The organism is Methylobacterium phyllosphaerae, from assembly GCF_001936175.1.
In the GTDB taxonomy this organism is placed as follows: Bacteria; Pseudomonadota; Alphaproteobacteria; order Rhizobiales; family Beijerinckiaceae; genus Methylobacterium; species Methylobacterium fujisawaense.
On sequence record NZ_CP015367.1, the window covers coordinates 3434791 to 3448585 of the forward strand.

The 13795-nt window shown below is 72.7% G+C and carries 15 protein-coding genes; 4 read left to right on the forward strand and 11 right to left on the reverse strand.

Annotated elements, in window-relative coordinates; translation table 11 throughout:
- The first annotated feature begins 101 nt into the window (after nucleotides 1–101).
- Nucleotides 102–476 (forward strand): hypothetical protein, encoded by a 375-nt coding sequence (locus tag MCBMB27_RS29645; RefSeq protein ID WP_139231556.1) that lies wholly within the window; start codon nucleotides 102–104, stop codon nucleotides 474–476.
- A gap of 12 nt (nucleotides 477–488) precedes the next feature.
- Here the strand turns inward: MCBMB27_RS29645 and MCBMB27_RS30250 are convergent, their stop codons facing one another.
- Complete coding sequence (locus tag MCBMB27_RS30250; RefSeq protein ID WP_164706367.1) at nucleotides 489–665, reverse strand: hypothetical protein; 177 nt, start codon at nucleotides 663–665, stop codon at nucleotides 489–491.
- A 137-nt stretch (nucleotides 666–802) separates the two neighbouring features.
- Nucleotides 803–1201: a DUF4174 domain-containing protein gene (locus MCBMB27_RS15555; protein WP_075380813.1), complete on the reverse strand. Its 399-nt coding sequence runs from the start codon at nucleotides 1199–1201 to the stop codon at nucleotides 803–805.
- Nucleotides 1202–1325: 124 nt separating this feature from the next.
- Here MCBMB27_RS15555 and MCBMB27_RS15560 point away from each other — a divergent pair, with 124 nt between their 5' ends.
- A complete protein-coding gene (locus tag MCBMB27_RS15560; protein ID WP_043385082.1) occupies nucleotides 1326–2345 on the forward strand; it encodes an NADP-dependent oxidoreductase in 1020 nt (339 codons plus the stop codon).
- A 168-nt stretch (nucleotides 2346–2513) separates the two neighbouring features.
- On the forward strand, nucleotides 2514–3089 hold the full coding sequence (ssb, locus tag MCBMB27_RS15565; protein ID WP_043354664.1) for a single-stranded DNA-binding protein: 576 nt from the start codon (nucleotides 2514–2516) through the stop codon (nucleotides 3087–3089).
- A 304-nt stretch (nucleotides 3090–3393) separates the two neighbouring features.
- Here ssb and MCBMB27_RS15570 read toward each other — a convergent pair whose 3' ends face one another.
- The 7 genes from MCBMB27_RS15570 to xth form a co-directional block, all read right to left on the reverse strand.
- Nucleotides 3394–3870: a hypothetical protein gene (locus MCBMB27_RS15570; RefSeq protein WP_043385080.1), complete on the reverse strand. Its 477-nt coding sequence runs from the start codon at nucleotides 3868–3870 to the stop codon at nucleotides 3394–3396.
- 163 nt (nucleotides 3871–4033) lie between these two features.
- Nucleotides 4034–4333: a GCG_CRPN prefix-to-repeats domain-containing protein gene (locus MCBMB27_RS15575; RefSeq protein ID WP_075380814.1), complete on the reverse strand. Its 300-nt coding sequence runs from the start codon at nucleotides 4331–4333 to the stop codon at nucleotides 4034–4036.
- A 139-nt stretch (nucleotides 4334–4472) separates the two neighbouring features.
- A complete protein-coding gene (locus MCBMB27_RS15580) occupies nucleotides 4473–4787 on the reverse strand; it encodes a hypothetical protein (RefSeq protein ID WP_043354509.1) in 315 nt (104 codons plus the stop codon).
- An 89-nt stretch (nucleotides 4788–4876) separates the two neighbouring features.
- Nucleotides 4877–5164, reverse strand: a complete 288-nt coding sequence (locus tag MCBMB27_RS15585; RefSeq protein WP_236952721.1) for a hypothetical protein — start codon at nucleotides 5162–5164, stop codon at nucleotides 4877–4879.
- A gap of 91 nt (nucleotides 5165–5255) precedes the next feature.
- The gene (locus MCBMB27_RS15590) at nucleotides 5256–6038 is read right to left on the reverse strand and encodes an SDR family NAD(P)-dependent oxidoreductase (protein ID WP_043385070.1); all 783 of its coding nucleotides are present in this window, start codon (nucleotides 6036–6038) and stop codon (nucleotides 5256–5258) included.
- A gap of 277 nt (nucleotides 6039–6315) precedes the next feature.
- A complete protein-coding gene (locus tag MCBMB27_RS15595; RefSeq protein WP_043354517.1) occupies nucleotides 6316–7194 on the reverse strand; it encodes an SDR family oxidoreductase in 879 nt (292 codons plus the stop codon).
- Nucleotides 7195–7470: 276 nt separating this feature from the next.
- On the reverse strand, nucleotides 7471–8280 hold the full coding sequence (xth, locus tag MCBMB27_RS15600; protein WP_043354519.1) for an exodeoxyribonuclease III: 810 nt from the start codon (nucleotides 8278–8280) through the stop codon (nucleotides 7471–7473).
- Nucleotides 8281–8440: 160 nt separating this feature from the next.
- Here xth and MCBMB27_RS15605 point away from each other — a divergent pair, with 160 nt between their 5' ends.
- Nucleotides 8441–9181 (forward strand): lysophospholipid acyltransferase family protein, encoded by a 741-nt coding sequence (locus MCBMB27_RS15605; RefSeq protein WP_043354521.1) that lies wholly within the window; start codon nucleotides 8441–8443, stop codon nucleotides 9179–9181.
- Between the two features lie 9 nt (nucleotides 9182–9190).
- Here the strand turns inward: MCBMB27_RS15605 and MCBMB27_RS15610 are convergent, their stop codons facing one another.
- Both MCBMB27_RS15610 and MCBMB27_RS15615 read right to left on the reverse strand, forming a co-directional pair.
- The gene (locus tag MCBMB27_RS15610) at nucleotides 9191–10102 is read right to left on the reverse strand and encodes a LolA family protein (RefSeq protein ID WP_075380815.1); all 912 of its coding nucleotides are present in this window, start codon (nucleotides 10100–10102) and stop codon (nucleotides 9191–9193) included.
- Between the two features lie 283 nt (nucleotides 10103–10385).
- Nucleotides 10386–13649: a DNA translocase FtsK gene (locus MCBMB27_RS15615; RefSeq protein WP_075380816.1), complete on the reverse strand. Its 3264-nt coding sequence runs from the start codon at nucleotides 13647–13649 to the stop codon at nucleotides 10386–10388.
- Nucleotides 13650–13795 lie beyond the last annotated feature (146 nt).

Below are 13795 nucleotides of genomic sequence, written 5' to 3' on the forward strand. Positions count from 1 at the left end.
CGGCAACCGACAGCACCACACGGGGAGGGTTCAGGCGCATTGGCGCTAGCTCCGGTGATGATGGCCGCGATCCCCGCGCGCCCGATCACGCCGAGGCCCCCGTGCCCGCTCGTCGTTCCCTCGTCCGCACAGCTTTCTGCGCCCTGCTCCTCGCCACGGGCCCGGCGCTGGCCGCCGATTTCGACGGTCCCTACGCGCCTCCTCATGGCTATGGCGATCCCGCTCAGGAGGAGGAGCCGGAGCGCCGACCGCCGCCGCCGCCACGTCCCGAGGCCGCGTTCCGCGGCCCACGCTTCACGGCGGCGCCCCCCGAAGCGTGCCGGGAATTCGTGCGGCGTCGGTTCGATCCGGATGGCGCGCCGGTTTTGCGCCGGGTGCGGGTCTGCGACGAGCCAGTCGTCGACCGCGGGCCGCCCCCGCCGCCTCCGCCGCCGGAGGACATTCCGCCCCGTCGCTGGGGCGGACCGCGCTGGTAGGGTCGCGCCGGCTCAGATGCGGGCCGGCGCCTTCTTGAGGGCGGCCGCGAAGGCCTTGAGCTGGCGGTTCAGATCCGCCAGCTCGTTCAGCGCGATGGTCTTATGGCCGTCGCGGACCGCGCGCTCGATATCCTCGACCTGCAGGTCGACGAGGCGGCGGATGGCGGTGGCGACTTGTTGTCGGGTCATCGATTCGAGCGTCTCGTCCGAGCGTCCTGGCGGGCCTCAACGGACGGCCGATACGCGGCCGTCGACACGTTTCGGTGATAGGCCGGTAGGCTTAACCGTTGGTGTCCGCACCCCGTCGGTTCACAGGGGATCCGGCCCTAGCGGCGCTCGCGCATCTCGGCGCGGCGCATCGGCATCGCGTCGATCGTGGCGAACAGCGCCTGCGGGGCGATCGGCTCCTTGGCGGTGAGCTTGGCGCCGCCGTCCTTGCCGATCAGCACGGCGCGGAAGCTGTCCGCGGGCAGGCCGAGCCGGGTGCGCAGGGCCTGCGCCTGCGCCCCGGACCCGACCGCTTCCAGCACCACGAGGTCGCGGTCGGCGAGACCGGTGCGGGCCGAACCCAGGGCCGCCCGCTGCGCCCGGAGATCCGCGTCCCCGGCCTCGGGCGCCGACAGGACCAGCACCCGCGCGCGGTCCCGATAGGCGTCGAGGGGACCGGCCAGGGCGGCCCCTGTCGCCATCGCCGCCAGCCCGAATCCCAGTGCCGTTCCCCGCATGCCGCCGCTCCGCGCTCCCGAGACGGGACAACGCGCGAGCCGTCCGGGAGATCACAGCCGCGCCTTTGCCTCCACGGTCCGGCGCCCCAGATCGGAGGCGACAGGCAATAACCGGGAGTTCGCCATGACCACCGCCATGAACCGACGCATCGTCCTGGCCTCGCGCCCGCACGGTGAGCCGCGGCCCGAGAACTTCCGCCTGGAGGAGGTGCCGGTGCCGCAGCCCGGACCCGGCCAGGTCCTCCTGCGCACCCGCTGGCTGTCCCTGGATCCCTATATGCGCGGCCGGATGAGCGACGCGAAATCCTACGCGGCGCCCGTCGAGATCGGCGCGCCGATCACCGCCGAGACGGTGGGCGAGGTGGTCGCCTCGAACCACCCGGACTATGCCGTGGGCGAGATGCTGACCGCCTTCGCGGGCTGGCAGGACTATTTCGTCACCGACGGCAAGGGCTCGCGCAAGGTCGATCCCGCCGCCGCCCCGCCCTCGACGGCGCTGGGCGTGCTCGGGATGCCGGGCATGACCGCCTATACCGGCCTCCTCAACATCGGCCGGCCGAAATTCGGCGAGACCGTCGTGGTGGCCGCCGCCGCCGGCCCGGTGGGCTCCCTGGTCGGGCAGATCGCCAAGATCCACGGCGCCCGCGCCGTCGGGATCGCGGGCGGCCCCGAGAAGTGCCGCTACCTCACGGAGGAACTCGGCTTCGACGCCGCCGTCGACCATCGCGGACCCGACCTGCCCGGCGCGCTGGCCGCCGCCTGCCCGAAAGGCATCGACGTCTACTTCGAGAATGTCGGCGGCGCGGTCTTCGCCGCCGTGATGCCCTTGCTCAACCCCTTCGCGCGGATCCCGGTCTGCGGGCTCGTCTCGGCCTACAACGCCACCGAGGTGCCCGCCGGCCCGGACCGCCTGCCCGGCCTGATGCGTGCGGTCCTGACCAACCGGCTGCACATCCAGGGCTTCATCGTCTGGGACTTCGCCGAGCAGGCCGAGACGTTCCGCAAGGAGGTCGCCGGCTGGATCCAGGACGGACGCGTCCGCTATCGCGAGGACGTGGTCGAAGGCCTGGAGAATGCCCCGGAGGCGTTCATGGGCCTGTTGAAGGGCCGGAATTTCGGCAAGCTCGTCGTTCGCGTGTCCTGACGGCTTCTTGCCGCCGATCTGGAACGGATATAGAACAAACAGACCCGACGGCGCTGCGGAAAGCGGGCACAAGCCCGCCCCGCAGGTTGCCGCTCCGGAGGCCCGGGCGCATGGTTCGCGCGCCGCCGGGCAAGTGCCCAGTGAGATCCGTACGACTAGGAGAGAGCGATGGCGGGCAGCGTCAACAAGGTGATTCTGGTGGGCAATCTCGGGCGTGATCCCGAGATGCGCCGCCTCGGGTCGGGCGACCCGGTCTGCAACCTGCGGCTCGCGACGTCGGAGTCGTGGAAGGACAAGGCGACCGGCGAGCGCAAGGAGAAGACCGAGTGGCACTCGGTCGTCATCTACAACGACAACCTCGCCCGGGTGGCCGAGCAGTACCTGCGCAAGGGCTCGAAGGTCTATATCGAGGGCCAGCTTCAGACCCGGAAGTGGACCGACAATTCCGGCGTCGAGAAGTACACGACCGAGGTGGTGCTCCAGCGCTTCCGCGGCGAGATGACGATCCTCGACGGGCGCGGCGGCGGCGGCGACTTCGCCGGCGAGGAAGAGGGCGGCGGCCAGATCAGCCGCGGCGGGGATTTCGGGGGCGGCCGGGGCGGTGACCGCGGCGGCGATTTCGGAGGCGGTCGCGCCCAGGGCGGCGAGCGGCGTCCGGCTCCGGCCTCCTCGGGCGGTGGCGGCAACGGCGGCGGCGGCGGAAGCCGCGGCGGCTACGACCTCGACGACGACATCCCGTTCTAGGCGCCGTCGGTCCGGTCGGGACAGCGCCGCCGGCGCCGGTCGTGGCGCCGGCGGCGTCTCTGCAGGCTCGGATGCTTTCCCATCTCGGGCCGCTGCATGCGCGCCTCCCCTCGCGGTGAGGAACCGAAGGTGGGGGCGACGCCGGATCGCGCGATCCGGTGCCCTCTCCACCAATCCCAACCCGGCCCCCCTCCCCGCCAGAATCAGGGGGCCGGTCGCATCGCTTCGACCGTCGGGGCCTGTCTTGTCGGGCGCCAGGTCCGAGCGGGATCGGGACCCTCTCGGGCCGCGACCGCGAAGCGGCTCAGCCCTTGAGCTGCCTGTTGCAGGCCGAATAGTAGCCGCCGCCCTTCTCGATCCACTTCATGCCGCCCAACGTGCCGGCGGCCTTGGCCGCGTTGTAGCTGTCGAGACAGGTGTGCATGCGGGCCTTGCCGGCCGATTCCTTGGCGTATTTCGGATCGATGGCGCGGGGGAAGGCGGCCGATCCGGCGGCGGCGGCCGGTGTCGTTCCGGCGCGCGAACCGGCCGCCGGCGGGGCCGCGGGCGCGGCGGTCGTCGCGGTCGGCGACACCGGGTTGGGGGCGGTCGTCGGGGCGGTATCGGCCGCCGCGCCGCACTCGGCCTTGCGGAAGTCGTTCCACTTCTGCCCGTTGAGCGTCCCCGCCTGCTTGGCGGCCTGATACTTTGCCGAACACTCCTTGGTCGACAGGGCAGCGGCCGGCGAGGCACCGGCCGCCACGCCGGCAATCATCAGGGATGCAAATACATAGCGGCGCATATCGAAAAATCTCCGGGACACTATGTGTCGTCCCGGAAGAGACTAATACGGCTCTATCCCGTCGTGAATATGCGGGTGTCCGTTCCGGCGGGACAAGTCGGCAACCAGGCCCGGATCCGGTCCGATCCGGATCCGGGGTATGGTCCCGAGCCGGCCGCGCGGGCTACCAGCCGCCGTGGAACCGGCGCGGGCCGTCATAGCCGCCATAGCCGCGCTCGTAGCCGCCGTAGCCCGGCCGCCCGTAGGGCCCGCGGGGACCGCCCCAGCCCCAGCCGCGCTCGTTGGGCCGGCAATGGCCCCAGGGATTGGGGTGGAAGCCGGGACCGCAGCCGCCGGCCACGCGCTCGATCACGACCCCGGCATCGGGGAGGCCGTAGCCGAACGGTGCCGCGTTCGCCGCCGTGGCGGTGGCGAGCCCCGCCGTGACCACCGCGACCAGGCCGAGCATCTTGGAGCGCATCATGACACGATCTCCTGAACCAGCGGGCCGGACGCACCGGACCGATGGCAGGAGGATGCACCGGTCGCCGTGAACCGGGACAGGTCCGGCCATTCATCAACCCGACGGGATCGGCCGGACGGGCCCACGCGCGACGGATCGGTCAGGCGGCCTGAAGCCGGACCGGGGTCGGCGCGGCGGCCCGTGAGCGCGCGTAGAGGTCGGCGCCGACGGCCTGGCCCGCCGCCTTGACGAGCGTGGCCTCGTCGCAGGACCGCGCCACCTTCAGGCCGAGCGCCGCGAGCCGCGCGTTGTCGGCGCAATAGGCCGCGATCCGGGCTCGCCCATAGGCCGGCATCGGGGCGAGCAGCCGGTCGCGCTCCGCGTCGTCGGCGCGGAACAGCGCCGAGATCAGCTCGATCGGAACCGGGTACCGCGCCAGGGCGCTGGGATGGGGGCGGTTTCCGTCGCGCGTCATGGATGCCTCTCCGCTTCGCTGTGCGGTGGAAGGTTCGGCAACCATAGTTAACGATCAGTTGTGATGGTCGCCGACCCGAGGCGGATGTCTCAGCGGCGCGGCGGGTTCACCCAGGCGCCGCCGTCGGCGTGGTGCGGCCGATCCGTGTCCGCGGCCGGGATCAGGAGCTGCGCGTCCGCCCAGCGAGACGCCGCGCCCGGCGCCGCCGGTGTGATCGCCCCCGTCGTGACCGGGTCGATCCAGGCAGGCGGGCCTTCGGCGAGTGACGCGCCCGGATCCGGCAGATTGCGCTCGTAGCCGGCGACGACCGCCGTGAGGGCGATCGCGGCCAGGAGGAACGCTAGACCGTCGAGGATCATGGAGCCGAGTCTCGGCATGGCACCCGCGCCTGTTGACCAAGCTTCGGGGCTACGGCGGCAGGGTTAACGAACCCTGTCCGAAACCGGGAGATCCGGCCCTGCGTCGGGCTCAGGCGTTCCGTCCGCCGCGCAGGGTTTTCAGGCCGATGCCCGTCGCCTCGAAACCGCCGTCGACGGCGAGCTGCTGGCCGGTGATGTAGGAGGCGCGCTCCGAGCAGAGGAAGACGATCGCCTCCGCGAGTTCCGTCTCCAGCCCGTAGCGGCCGAGCGGGACGGTGTCGTGATAATCCGCCCGGATCTCGGGGCTGTGGACCGCCTTGGCCATCGCGGTATCCACCGGGCCGGGGGCGACGGCGTTCACGCGGATGCCCCAGCGCGCCAACTCGACGGCCTGCTGCTGGGTGAGCTGCGCCAGCGCCGCCTTGCTGGTGCCGTAGGCCGTCCGCAGGGTCGAGGCGCGCAGGCCCGAGATCGAGGTGACGTTCACGATCGCCCCGCCGCGCTCGGACAGGAGCGGCACGGCGGCCTGCGTGCACAGGAACGGACCGGACAGGTTGACCGCGAGCACCCGCGACCAGTCCGCAAAGGTGGTCTCCATCAGCGGCTTGAAGATCGCGATGCCGGCATTGTTGACCAGGGCGTCGAGCCGCCCGAACCGGTCGCCGACCTGCCGGATCGCCGCCGCGACCGCCTCGGGCTCGGAGACGTCGGCCGTCACCGCCAGCGCGGCCTCCGGACGGCCGAGCCGCTCCGTCGCCGCGGCCACGCCCGGACCGTCGATATCGAGCAGGGCGACGTTCCAGCCATCCGCGAGGAAGCGGGTCGCGGTGGCGAGCCCGATGCCGCGGGCAGCCCCCGTCACCAATGCGGTCCGGGTCTGGGCATCGCTCATCGTCGTCTCCGTCGGGGGCGGCCGCACCCGGATGGCGCGACGCGGCGTTCGGGTCCGCAGCGGTGCGACCGCCGCAGGCCAAGCCCGGGACACCTACAGGTCCCTCCCGCCGTTGAAAACCGATCCGCCGTCGATGTCCGATGCATCGCGCGGGCGCCGTCGCGCCTGTCGGCCGCCGGCCGGTCCGCGGCGGCCGACAGGCGCGCCGACACGACCGAGGCGGCTTCCCCCTCTCGGGATGCGAAGATAGGCTCGAGCCTCCGCGCGGACCCGGCGCTCAGAGCATCGGGATGCCGCCGGTGACCGGCACCAGCGCCCCGGACATGTAGCTGCCCTCGCGGGAGGCGAGCAGCACGTAGGCCGGAGCGAGTTCCGCGGGCTGGCCGGCGCGGCCGAGCGGGGTCTGCGCGCCGAGCTGCTCGATCTGCTCCGGACTCTTCACGATCGGCTGGATCGGCGTCCAGACCGGCCCCGGGGCGACGCAGTTCACCCGGATCCCCTTCGGCGCCAGCAGGTTCGACAAGCCGATGGTCAGACTCGCGATCGCGCCCTTGGTGGCGGCGTAGATCAGCATGCTGGGATCGGCGACCTTGGCCTGCACGCTCGTGCTGTTCACGATCGCCCCCCCGGGCTTCATGTGCGGCACCGCGGCCTGGGCGAGGTGGTACATGGCGAAGACGTTGGCGCGGAACGAGCCCTCGATGTCGGGAGCCTTCACGTCGTCGAGGCTGTCGTTCACCACCTGGGCGGCGGCGTTGTTCACGAGGACGTCGAGGCGCCCGAACGCCGCCACGGTCCTCGCCACGAGGTCGCGACAATGGTCCTCGTCGCGGATGTCGCCGGGAAGGAGCAGGCAGCGCCGGCCGGCCTTCTCGACCCAGGCCTTCGTGTCCTCGGCATCCTCCTGCTCGACGTCGAGATAGGAGATCGCCACGTCGGCGCCTTCGCGGGCATACGCGATGGCCACAGCCCGGCCTATGCCGGAATCGCCGCCGGTGATCAGCGCCGCGTGGCCCGTGAGGAGCCCCTTGCCGACATAGCTGTCCTCGCCGTGGTCGGGCCGCGGCGTCATCTTGGAAGTCAGGCCCGGCCGGGGCTGCTGCTGGTCGCCGGGAAAGGGCGGCTGCGGCCCGGCCTCGCGCGGATCGTCGGTCATCGGGGAGGCTCCGGGTCGTGGGCGATCCACGGGATCTAGGGCTGCCTCCAGGGCCGCCGCCTGCGCCCGGCCGTCACAGGCCGGGCGAGGGTACCGAACCGTCTCAGAAGGCGCGGGTGCGCCCGGAATGCGGGCCGCCGTAGCGGCGGCGCAGGAAGGAGACGACCTTGGGGAGGAGGAAGGCGATCAGGATCTTGCGCATCGGGGCTCGCTCACGTCACGGGTTCGTGAGCGGGCAATGCTCGGACCGCACCCCGGTTCCGTGCGGGCGCCGGATCAGAGTTCGAGGGTCAGGGTGACCGGCGCGTGGTCGGAGGGACGCTCCCAGGCGCGGGCCTCGCGCAGCACCTCCACCTTGCGGACCGTCCCGGCGAGGTCCGGGGACACCCAGGCGTGGTCCAGGCGCCGCCCCTTGTTGGCCGCCGACCAATCGGGGGAGCGGTAGCTCCACCACGTGTAGATCTTCTCGGGCTCCGGGGTGAGGTGGCGCGCCGCGTCGATCCACCCCGCCTCCCCGCGCAGGACCTCCAGCGCCTCGGTCTCCACGGGCGTGTGGCTGACCACGTCGAGGAGCTGCTTGTGCGACCAGACGTCGTGCTCCAGGGGCGCGACGTTGAGGTCGCCCACGAGGATCGCCGGCCCGGAGACGCGCTTGCCACCCCAGGCGCGCAGTTCGGACAGGAAGTCGAGCTTGTGGGCGAATTTCGGGTTGAGGTCGCGGTCCGGCACGTCGCCGCCGGCCGGGACGTAGAAATCGTGCAGCACGATGCCGGCGGCGGCCCCCGCTTCCGGCCCCAGCACCGCCGAGATGTGGCGGGCATCCTGGCGCTCGCAGAACCCCATCACGGCGCGGGTGTGCAGGGGGAAGCGGGAGAGGATCGCGACGCCGTTGTAGCCCTTCTGCCCGGCGAACATCACGTGCTCGTAGCCCGAGCCGCGCAGGGCCTTCAGCGGGAAGGCGTCGTCCGGGCATTTGGTCTCCTGGAGGCAGAGCACGTCCGGCTTGTGCTCGGCCAGGAAGCGCAGCACGAGGTCGATGCGCAGGCGCACCGAGTTGATGTTCCAGGTGGTGACGGTGAGCTGCACGGGCGGCGCCGGGGTTCGGTCGGAGGTGCGCTCCGATAGCCGATTTCGCGGGCCGCGACAGTCCGCTCGACGCCGGCGGCGCGAAATGCCGTGCGTCGGTGCCCGGCAGGCGCTATGCCCGTGCCCTGCCCTGTCCCGGGCCCCTCGTCGAGGCGCCGCCATGGCACATGCCCGCTCGCTCCTGTTCGCCGCCTACTGGGCCGCCTGGACCACCCTGTTCCTCGCGCCGCTCGCGGTCTTCCTCCTGTCGGGGTCCCCCGAGCGGCCGATCCGACGGGCGACGCGCCTCTGGGCGCGCGGCATCCTGGCCGGGCTCCGGCACATCGTCGGCCTGCGCTACGTGGAGGAGGGCCGCCAGCACCTGCCGGCCAAGCCCTGCCTGATCGTCGCCAACCACCAGTCGACCTGGGAGACCCTCGCCTTCCTGGTGCTGGTGCCGGACGTGGCGATCGTCGCCAAGCGGGAGTTGCTGGCGATCCCGGTGGTCGGCTGGTTCCTGCGACGCTCGCCGATGATCGTCATCGACCGCGGCAACGGTACGCAGGCCTTGCGCACCATGATCGACGAGGGCCGCGCCGCTGTCGCGGCGGGCCGGTCGGTGCTGATCTTTCCGGAAGGCACCCGCGGCGGCATCGACGCGCCGCTGCGCTTCAAGCGCGGCGTCGAGCTGCTCTACGGACGGCTCGGCCTGCCGGTGGTGCCGGTGGCGCTGAATTCCGGGCTGTTCTGGCCGGGGGGCATGGCGACCCGGGCCGGGACCGTGGTGGTGAGCTACCTCACGGCCGTCGCGCCGGGCCTGACGGCCGCGGAGTTCCTGCGCGGCACCGAGGGGGCGATCGACCGGGAGCTCGACCGCTGGCGCCCCATCGGCCTCGACGGCCTCGGCGCGAAGGCGGCCTGAGGGCGCCCCCTAGGGCTGCGCTTGCTGGATCTGCTGCTGCACGGCCTTGTCCTCGGCACGCCCGTAATTGATGAAGAACAGGTTGCCGTCGACGCTCTTGCCCTTCTGAAGGTTCGAGAGCGTCACCGTCGTGATGTAGCCCTGCGGATCGGTGATCCGCCACTGCGACAGGGTCTTCACGTCGGCATCGAAGAACAGCTGGATCTTCGAGGTGCCGCCGAGGGTGGCGCGGTCCTCCAGGCTGATGCGGACGCCGCCCGGATCGTTGGCCACGTCGATGACGGTGAGGTCGCGGGCGAGGTCGATCTTCTCGCGCAGCAGGAATTTCAGCGGCGTCTGGGCGATGAAGTAGAGGTCCTGCGTGTTGAGCTTGCGGTCGCGCACCGCCACCGAGGTGCCGTCGGCGATCACCTCGAGCGGAGAGGGCTGGTCGTAGTCGAAGCGCAGGCGGCCGGGCTTGGCCAGCGTCAGCTTGCCGCCGATCCGGCGCCCATCGGCGCCGATCTGCATGAAGTTGCCCGTCAGGGTGTTGATCCCGTTGAAGTAGGCGTTGGCCCGGGCGAGCAGCGTCGCGGCATCCGCGGGCTCGCCGGGGGCGATCGCCGTCGGCGCGCCCACCGCCGCGACCTTGGGCTCGGCGGCCTTGTGCTCGGCCTTGCCGGACTTGGCATTGGCCGCCTTCGTGTCCTTGCCCGCCGGGTCCTTGCCGGAATCCTTGCTCGCCTCCTTGGCCTTGGGCGCGGGCTTCTTGGCCGGCGCGGGGGCCGGCGGGGCAGCCTCGGGCTGCGGCGCGGGCTCCTCCTTGTGGCCGAACAGGCTGTCGATGAAGGCGCCCACCTGCGCCTCGGCCGGGTTGGCGGTCGCGAGCCACAGCCCGGCGGCGATCAGGGAGCCGGCTGTGCGGATGCGGCGGCCGATCATCGGCAGAGTCTCCTGGGGAACCACGGCGTGGGCTCCGGCGGCAAAGGGAAAGCGGAACGTGACGTCAGCGAGCGGGTGAAGACGTCGCGCCCCCCGTCGTCTGCGCGAGCGGCGCGCGGCAACCCAGGAGCTCCACGGTGCCGGACGGCGCGCTGCCCTGGGCTGCTTCGCTCCGCTCTCACGGACGGGACGGGTTTCGCAGCGGCCCGTTAGAACCCCGCCCTGTGGCGAAGATGCGACGTCCGGGCCGCCCCCATGGGGGAGCGGCCCGGGGCGCGGCGTCTCACTCGTCGTCGTACACGCCGCTCGACATGTGGGCTGCGCCGGCGACCAGGATCTCGCGCTTGCCGGCATGGTTGGCCGGGCCGACGATCCCCTCGATCTCCATCCGCTCCATGATCGAGGCGGCGCGGTTGTAGCCGATCTGCAGACGGCGCTGGATGTAGCTCGTCGACGCCTTCTGGTCGCGCAGCACCACCTCGATCGCCTGCTTGTACAGGTCGTCGGACTCGCCGCCGGTCGCCGCCGCGAAAGCGCCGATGTCGAAGACGGGGGCCTCCTCCTCGGGCTCGTCGCCGCGCTCGGCCTTGTCGGCCGCGGCGGCCTTGCCCCGGCCCGACCGGCCGCCCTCCTTGGCGGGCTCCTCGGGCGAATCGTCGGCCGTGACGGCGTCGAGGTAGCTGGGACGGCCCTGGCGCTTGAGGTGCGCCACGACGGTCTCGACCTCGCTGTCCGAGCAGAACGGCCCGTGCACCCGGGTCGTGCGCCCGCCGCCGGCCATGAACAGCATGTCGCCCTGGCCCAGAAGCTGCTCGGCGCCCATCTCGCCCAGGATCGTGCGCGAGTCGATCTTGCTCGTCACCTGGAAGCTGATCCGGGTCGGGAAGTTCGCCTTGATCGTCCCGGTGATCACGTCCACCGACGGCCGCTGCGTCGCCATGATCAGGTGGATGCCCGCCGCCCGCGCCATCTGCGCCAGACGCTGGATCGCCCCCTCGATGTCCTTGCCCGCCACCATCATCAGGTCGGCCATCTCGTCGACCACGATCACGATGTACGGCAGCGGCGCCAGGTCCATCGCCTCGTCCTCGTAGACCGCCTCGCCGGTGTGGCGGTCGAAGCCTGTCTGGATCGTGCGCGTGATGGTCTCGCCCTTGTCGCGGGCCTCCTTCATGCGGGCGTTGTAGCCGTCGATGTTCCGGACGGCGATCTTGGCCATCTTCTTGTAGCGCTCCTCCATCTCGCGCACGGCCCACTTGAGGGCGATGACCGCCTTCTTGGGGTCGATGACCACGGGGGAGAGCAGGTGCGGGATGCCGTCGTAGACTGACAGCTCCAGCATCTTCGGATCGACCATGATCAGCCGGCACTCCTCCGGCTTCAGCCGGTACAGCAGGCTGAGGATCATGGTGTTGATCGCCACCGACTTGCCCGAGCCGGTGGTGCCGGCCACCAGCAGGTGCGGCATGCGCGCGAGGTCGGCGATGATCGGCTCGCCGCCGATGTTCTTGCCCAGGCACAGGGCCAGCTTGTGCTTGCTCTCGGCGAAGTCGGCCGACGAGAGGAGCTCCCGCAGGTAGACGGTCTCGCGGGTCTCGTTCGGCAGCTCGATGCCGATGACGTTCCGGCCGGGCACCACCGCGACGCGGGCCGAGACCGCCGACATCGACCGGGCGATGTCGTCCGACAGGCCGATCACGCGGCTGGACTTGGTGCCCGGTGCCGGCTCCAGCTCGTAGAGGGTGACGACCGGGCCCGGCCGCACCGCCAGGATGTCGCCGCGCACGCCGAAATCCTGGACCGTCTGCTGCAGGTTGAGGGCGTTCTGCTCCAGCACGTCGGCATCGACCTCCTCGCTGCCGCCCGGCGCCGGCAGGGCGAGCAGTTCGAGGGACGGCAGCTCGTAATCGGCGTTCTCGATCGGCGCGATCTCGAGATGGCGGCCGGCCGGGATCAGGTGGGCGCGGGGCGCGACGAGCGGGACCGCAACCGGCGCGGGGGCCGGCAGGGCGGCGACCGGCTCGGACGGTTCGTCCGCGACGGGCTCGGCCTCGCTCTCAACCTCGGCTTCGACCGGCTCGGGCTGCGGCGCCAGCTTGCCCCGGAGCAGGACCGGGCGCGGGGTCATCGGGATCACCACGCGCTCGGCTTCGGCGCGCGCGGCGGCCGGCGCGGCCGCAACCGGGGCCACAACCGGGGCCGGAACGGCTTCGGGCTGGGCCGGGGGCGCCGGCGGTAGGGTGCTCGGCTGGCCGGCCGCGCGGATCGCCGCCCGGGCCGCCATGGCGCTCAGCGCCGGGGCCCGGCGCGGAGCCTCGGAGACCGGCGCGGCCGGAGGCTCGGCGGCGGCGCTGCCGGGACCGAAGACCAGCGACAGGCCGGAGGCCGGGGCCGCGGCGGGGGGCAGGAAGGCGCTCCGGATCGCGGCGGCCTCCTCGGTCCGCGGGCCGGAATCCGTGCCGTTATCCTGCCCGTCGGCGGGGCGCGGCGGCTGGTCGAACCGCACGAGCCGGTCGAGCACGTAGACCGGCCGCGGCGGCAGCGAGCGCAGGTGCGAGATGTCGAGGGGCATCGAGACGAAGCGCTCGTCGGACGCCGCCGGCGCGGTGACGGCCTCCGGGGCCGGGGGCGCCTCGGCGGACTGCGCCTCCAGGGCCGACCAGGCCTCGACGGACGACCAGTCGCCGCCGTCGAACCAGGGCTGGACCTCGGACCAGTCGGGCAGGTCGGACCAGTCGCGGGCCGGGGCCTCGGCGACGGTTTCGACGCTCTCGGCGACGAAAGGCGCCGCCGCGACGGGGGCGATCACCGCCGTGGACGCGGCCAGCTCGACGGCGGGCCGGACCGGGCGGCGATCCGGCGTGCGGAAGAAGCGGACGCCCGGCGGGGCGACGAAGGGCTGGCGCCACAGGGGCACCGGCTCCGCGTCCAGCGCGGCGGCTTCGGGCGGGACCGGCATGACGGCGACGCGCTCCGCCGCCTCGGCGGCGGTCTGCTCGTGCGCGATGCGCTCCCGCTCGGCCTCCTCGCGGGCGGCCCGCTCGGTCTCCAGGGCGAGGGCGGCCGCCTGCGCCTCGGCGCGGGCGCGCTCCAGGGCGACGCGCTCGGCCTCCAGGGCGCGCTGGCGGCGCTCCTGCAGGACCGAATCGGGGGTGCGGGTGTAGCGCACGGCCGAGGGGGCGGCGGCCTGGACCGGCGCGGCGACCGGCGCACCGGCCGGCACGCCCTCGGGGGCGATGGCGGCGGGGCGGCGCGGCTGGCGCACCAGCACGCCCGGCGAGGACGCGCTGCGGTCGATCCGGCTCTCGAAGGCCGGCGCATCCAGGGCGTCGAGGCTCGCCCGGTCGTCGAAGACCTGCTCCGGCCAGTGCGGTTCGGGCGCGGCCGCGCGCGGGGCGCGCTCGGCGGCCTCGCGGCCGACCATCGCGCCCGGCGGCGTGAGCCAGCTCGGCTCCGCCCGGCGCCCGGGGGCACCGTAGGACGGGCGGGCGGGGAGTCCGGCCGGGGAGCCGGACAGGCGGCGGGTGAGGCTCGCGCGGAGCGCCATCAGCCGGTGCGCCAGGGCTCCCAGAGAGAGGCCCGAGCGGTCGCCGCCGCGGACGGGGCGGGCGGGGTCACGGTGGGAGTACGGAGGCCGTCCCGATGCGCGCATGGGTTCTCAGACGATACTCGAAACAGGGATCCGCCGACGCG

Coding starts and splice junctions, on each gene's coding strand:
- MCBMB27_RS15570 (WP_043385080.1), bottom strand. CDS start 3,870: ATGCGCCGCTATGTATTTGCATCCCTGATGATTGCCGGCGTGGCGGCC.
- MCBMB27_RS15610 (WP_075380815.1), bottom strand. CDS start 10,102: ATGATCGGCCGCCGCATCCGCACAGCCGGCTCCCTGATCGCCGCCGGG.
- MCBMB27_RS15585 (WP_236952721.1), bottom strand. CDS start 5,164: ATGCCGAGACTCGGCTCCATGATCCTCGACGGTCTAGCGTTCCTCCTG.
- MCBMB27_RS15575 (WP_075380814.1), bottom strand. CDS start 4,333: ATGATGCGCTCCAAGATGCTCGGCCTGGTCGCGGTGGTCACGGCGGGG.
- MCBMB27_RS15615 (WP_075380816.1), bottom strand. CDS start 13,649: ATGGCGCTCCGCGCGAGCCTCACCCGCCGCCTGTCCGGCTCCCCGGCC.
- MCBMB27_RS15560 (WP_043385082.1), top strand. CDS start 1,326: ATGACCACCGCCATGAACCGACGCATCGTCCTGGCCTCGCGCCCGCAC.
- MCBMB27_RS15580 (WP_043354509.1), bottom strand. CDS start 4,787: ATGACGCGCGACGGAAACCGCCCCCATCCCAGCGCCCTGGCGCGGTAC.
- ssb (WP_043354664.1), top strand. CDS start 2,514: ATGGCGGGCAGCGTCAACAAGGTGATTCTGGTGGGCAATCTCGGGCGT.
- MCBMB27_RS15590 (WP_043385070.1), bottom strand. CDS start 6,038: ATGAGCGATGCCCAGACCCGGACCGCATTGGTGACGGGGGCTGCCCGC.
- MCBMB27_RS15595 (WP_043354517.1), bottom strand. CDS start 7,194: ATGACCGACGATCCGCGCGAGGCCGGGCCGCAGCCGCCCTTTCCCGGC.
- MCBMB27_RS30250 (WP_164706367.1), bottom strand. CDS start 665: ATGACCCGACAACAAGTCGCCACCGCCATCCGCCGCCTCGTCGACCTG.
- MCBMB27_RS15555 (WP_075380813.1), bottom strand. CDS start 1,201: ATGCGGGGAACGGCACTGGGATTCGGGCTGGCGGCGATGGCGACAGGG.
- MCBMB27_RS15605 (WP_043354521.1), top strand. CDS start 8,441: ATGGCACATGCCCGCTCGCTCCTGTTCGCCGCCTACTGGGCCGCCTGG.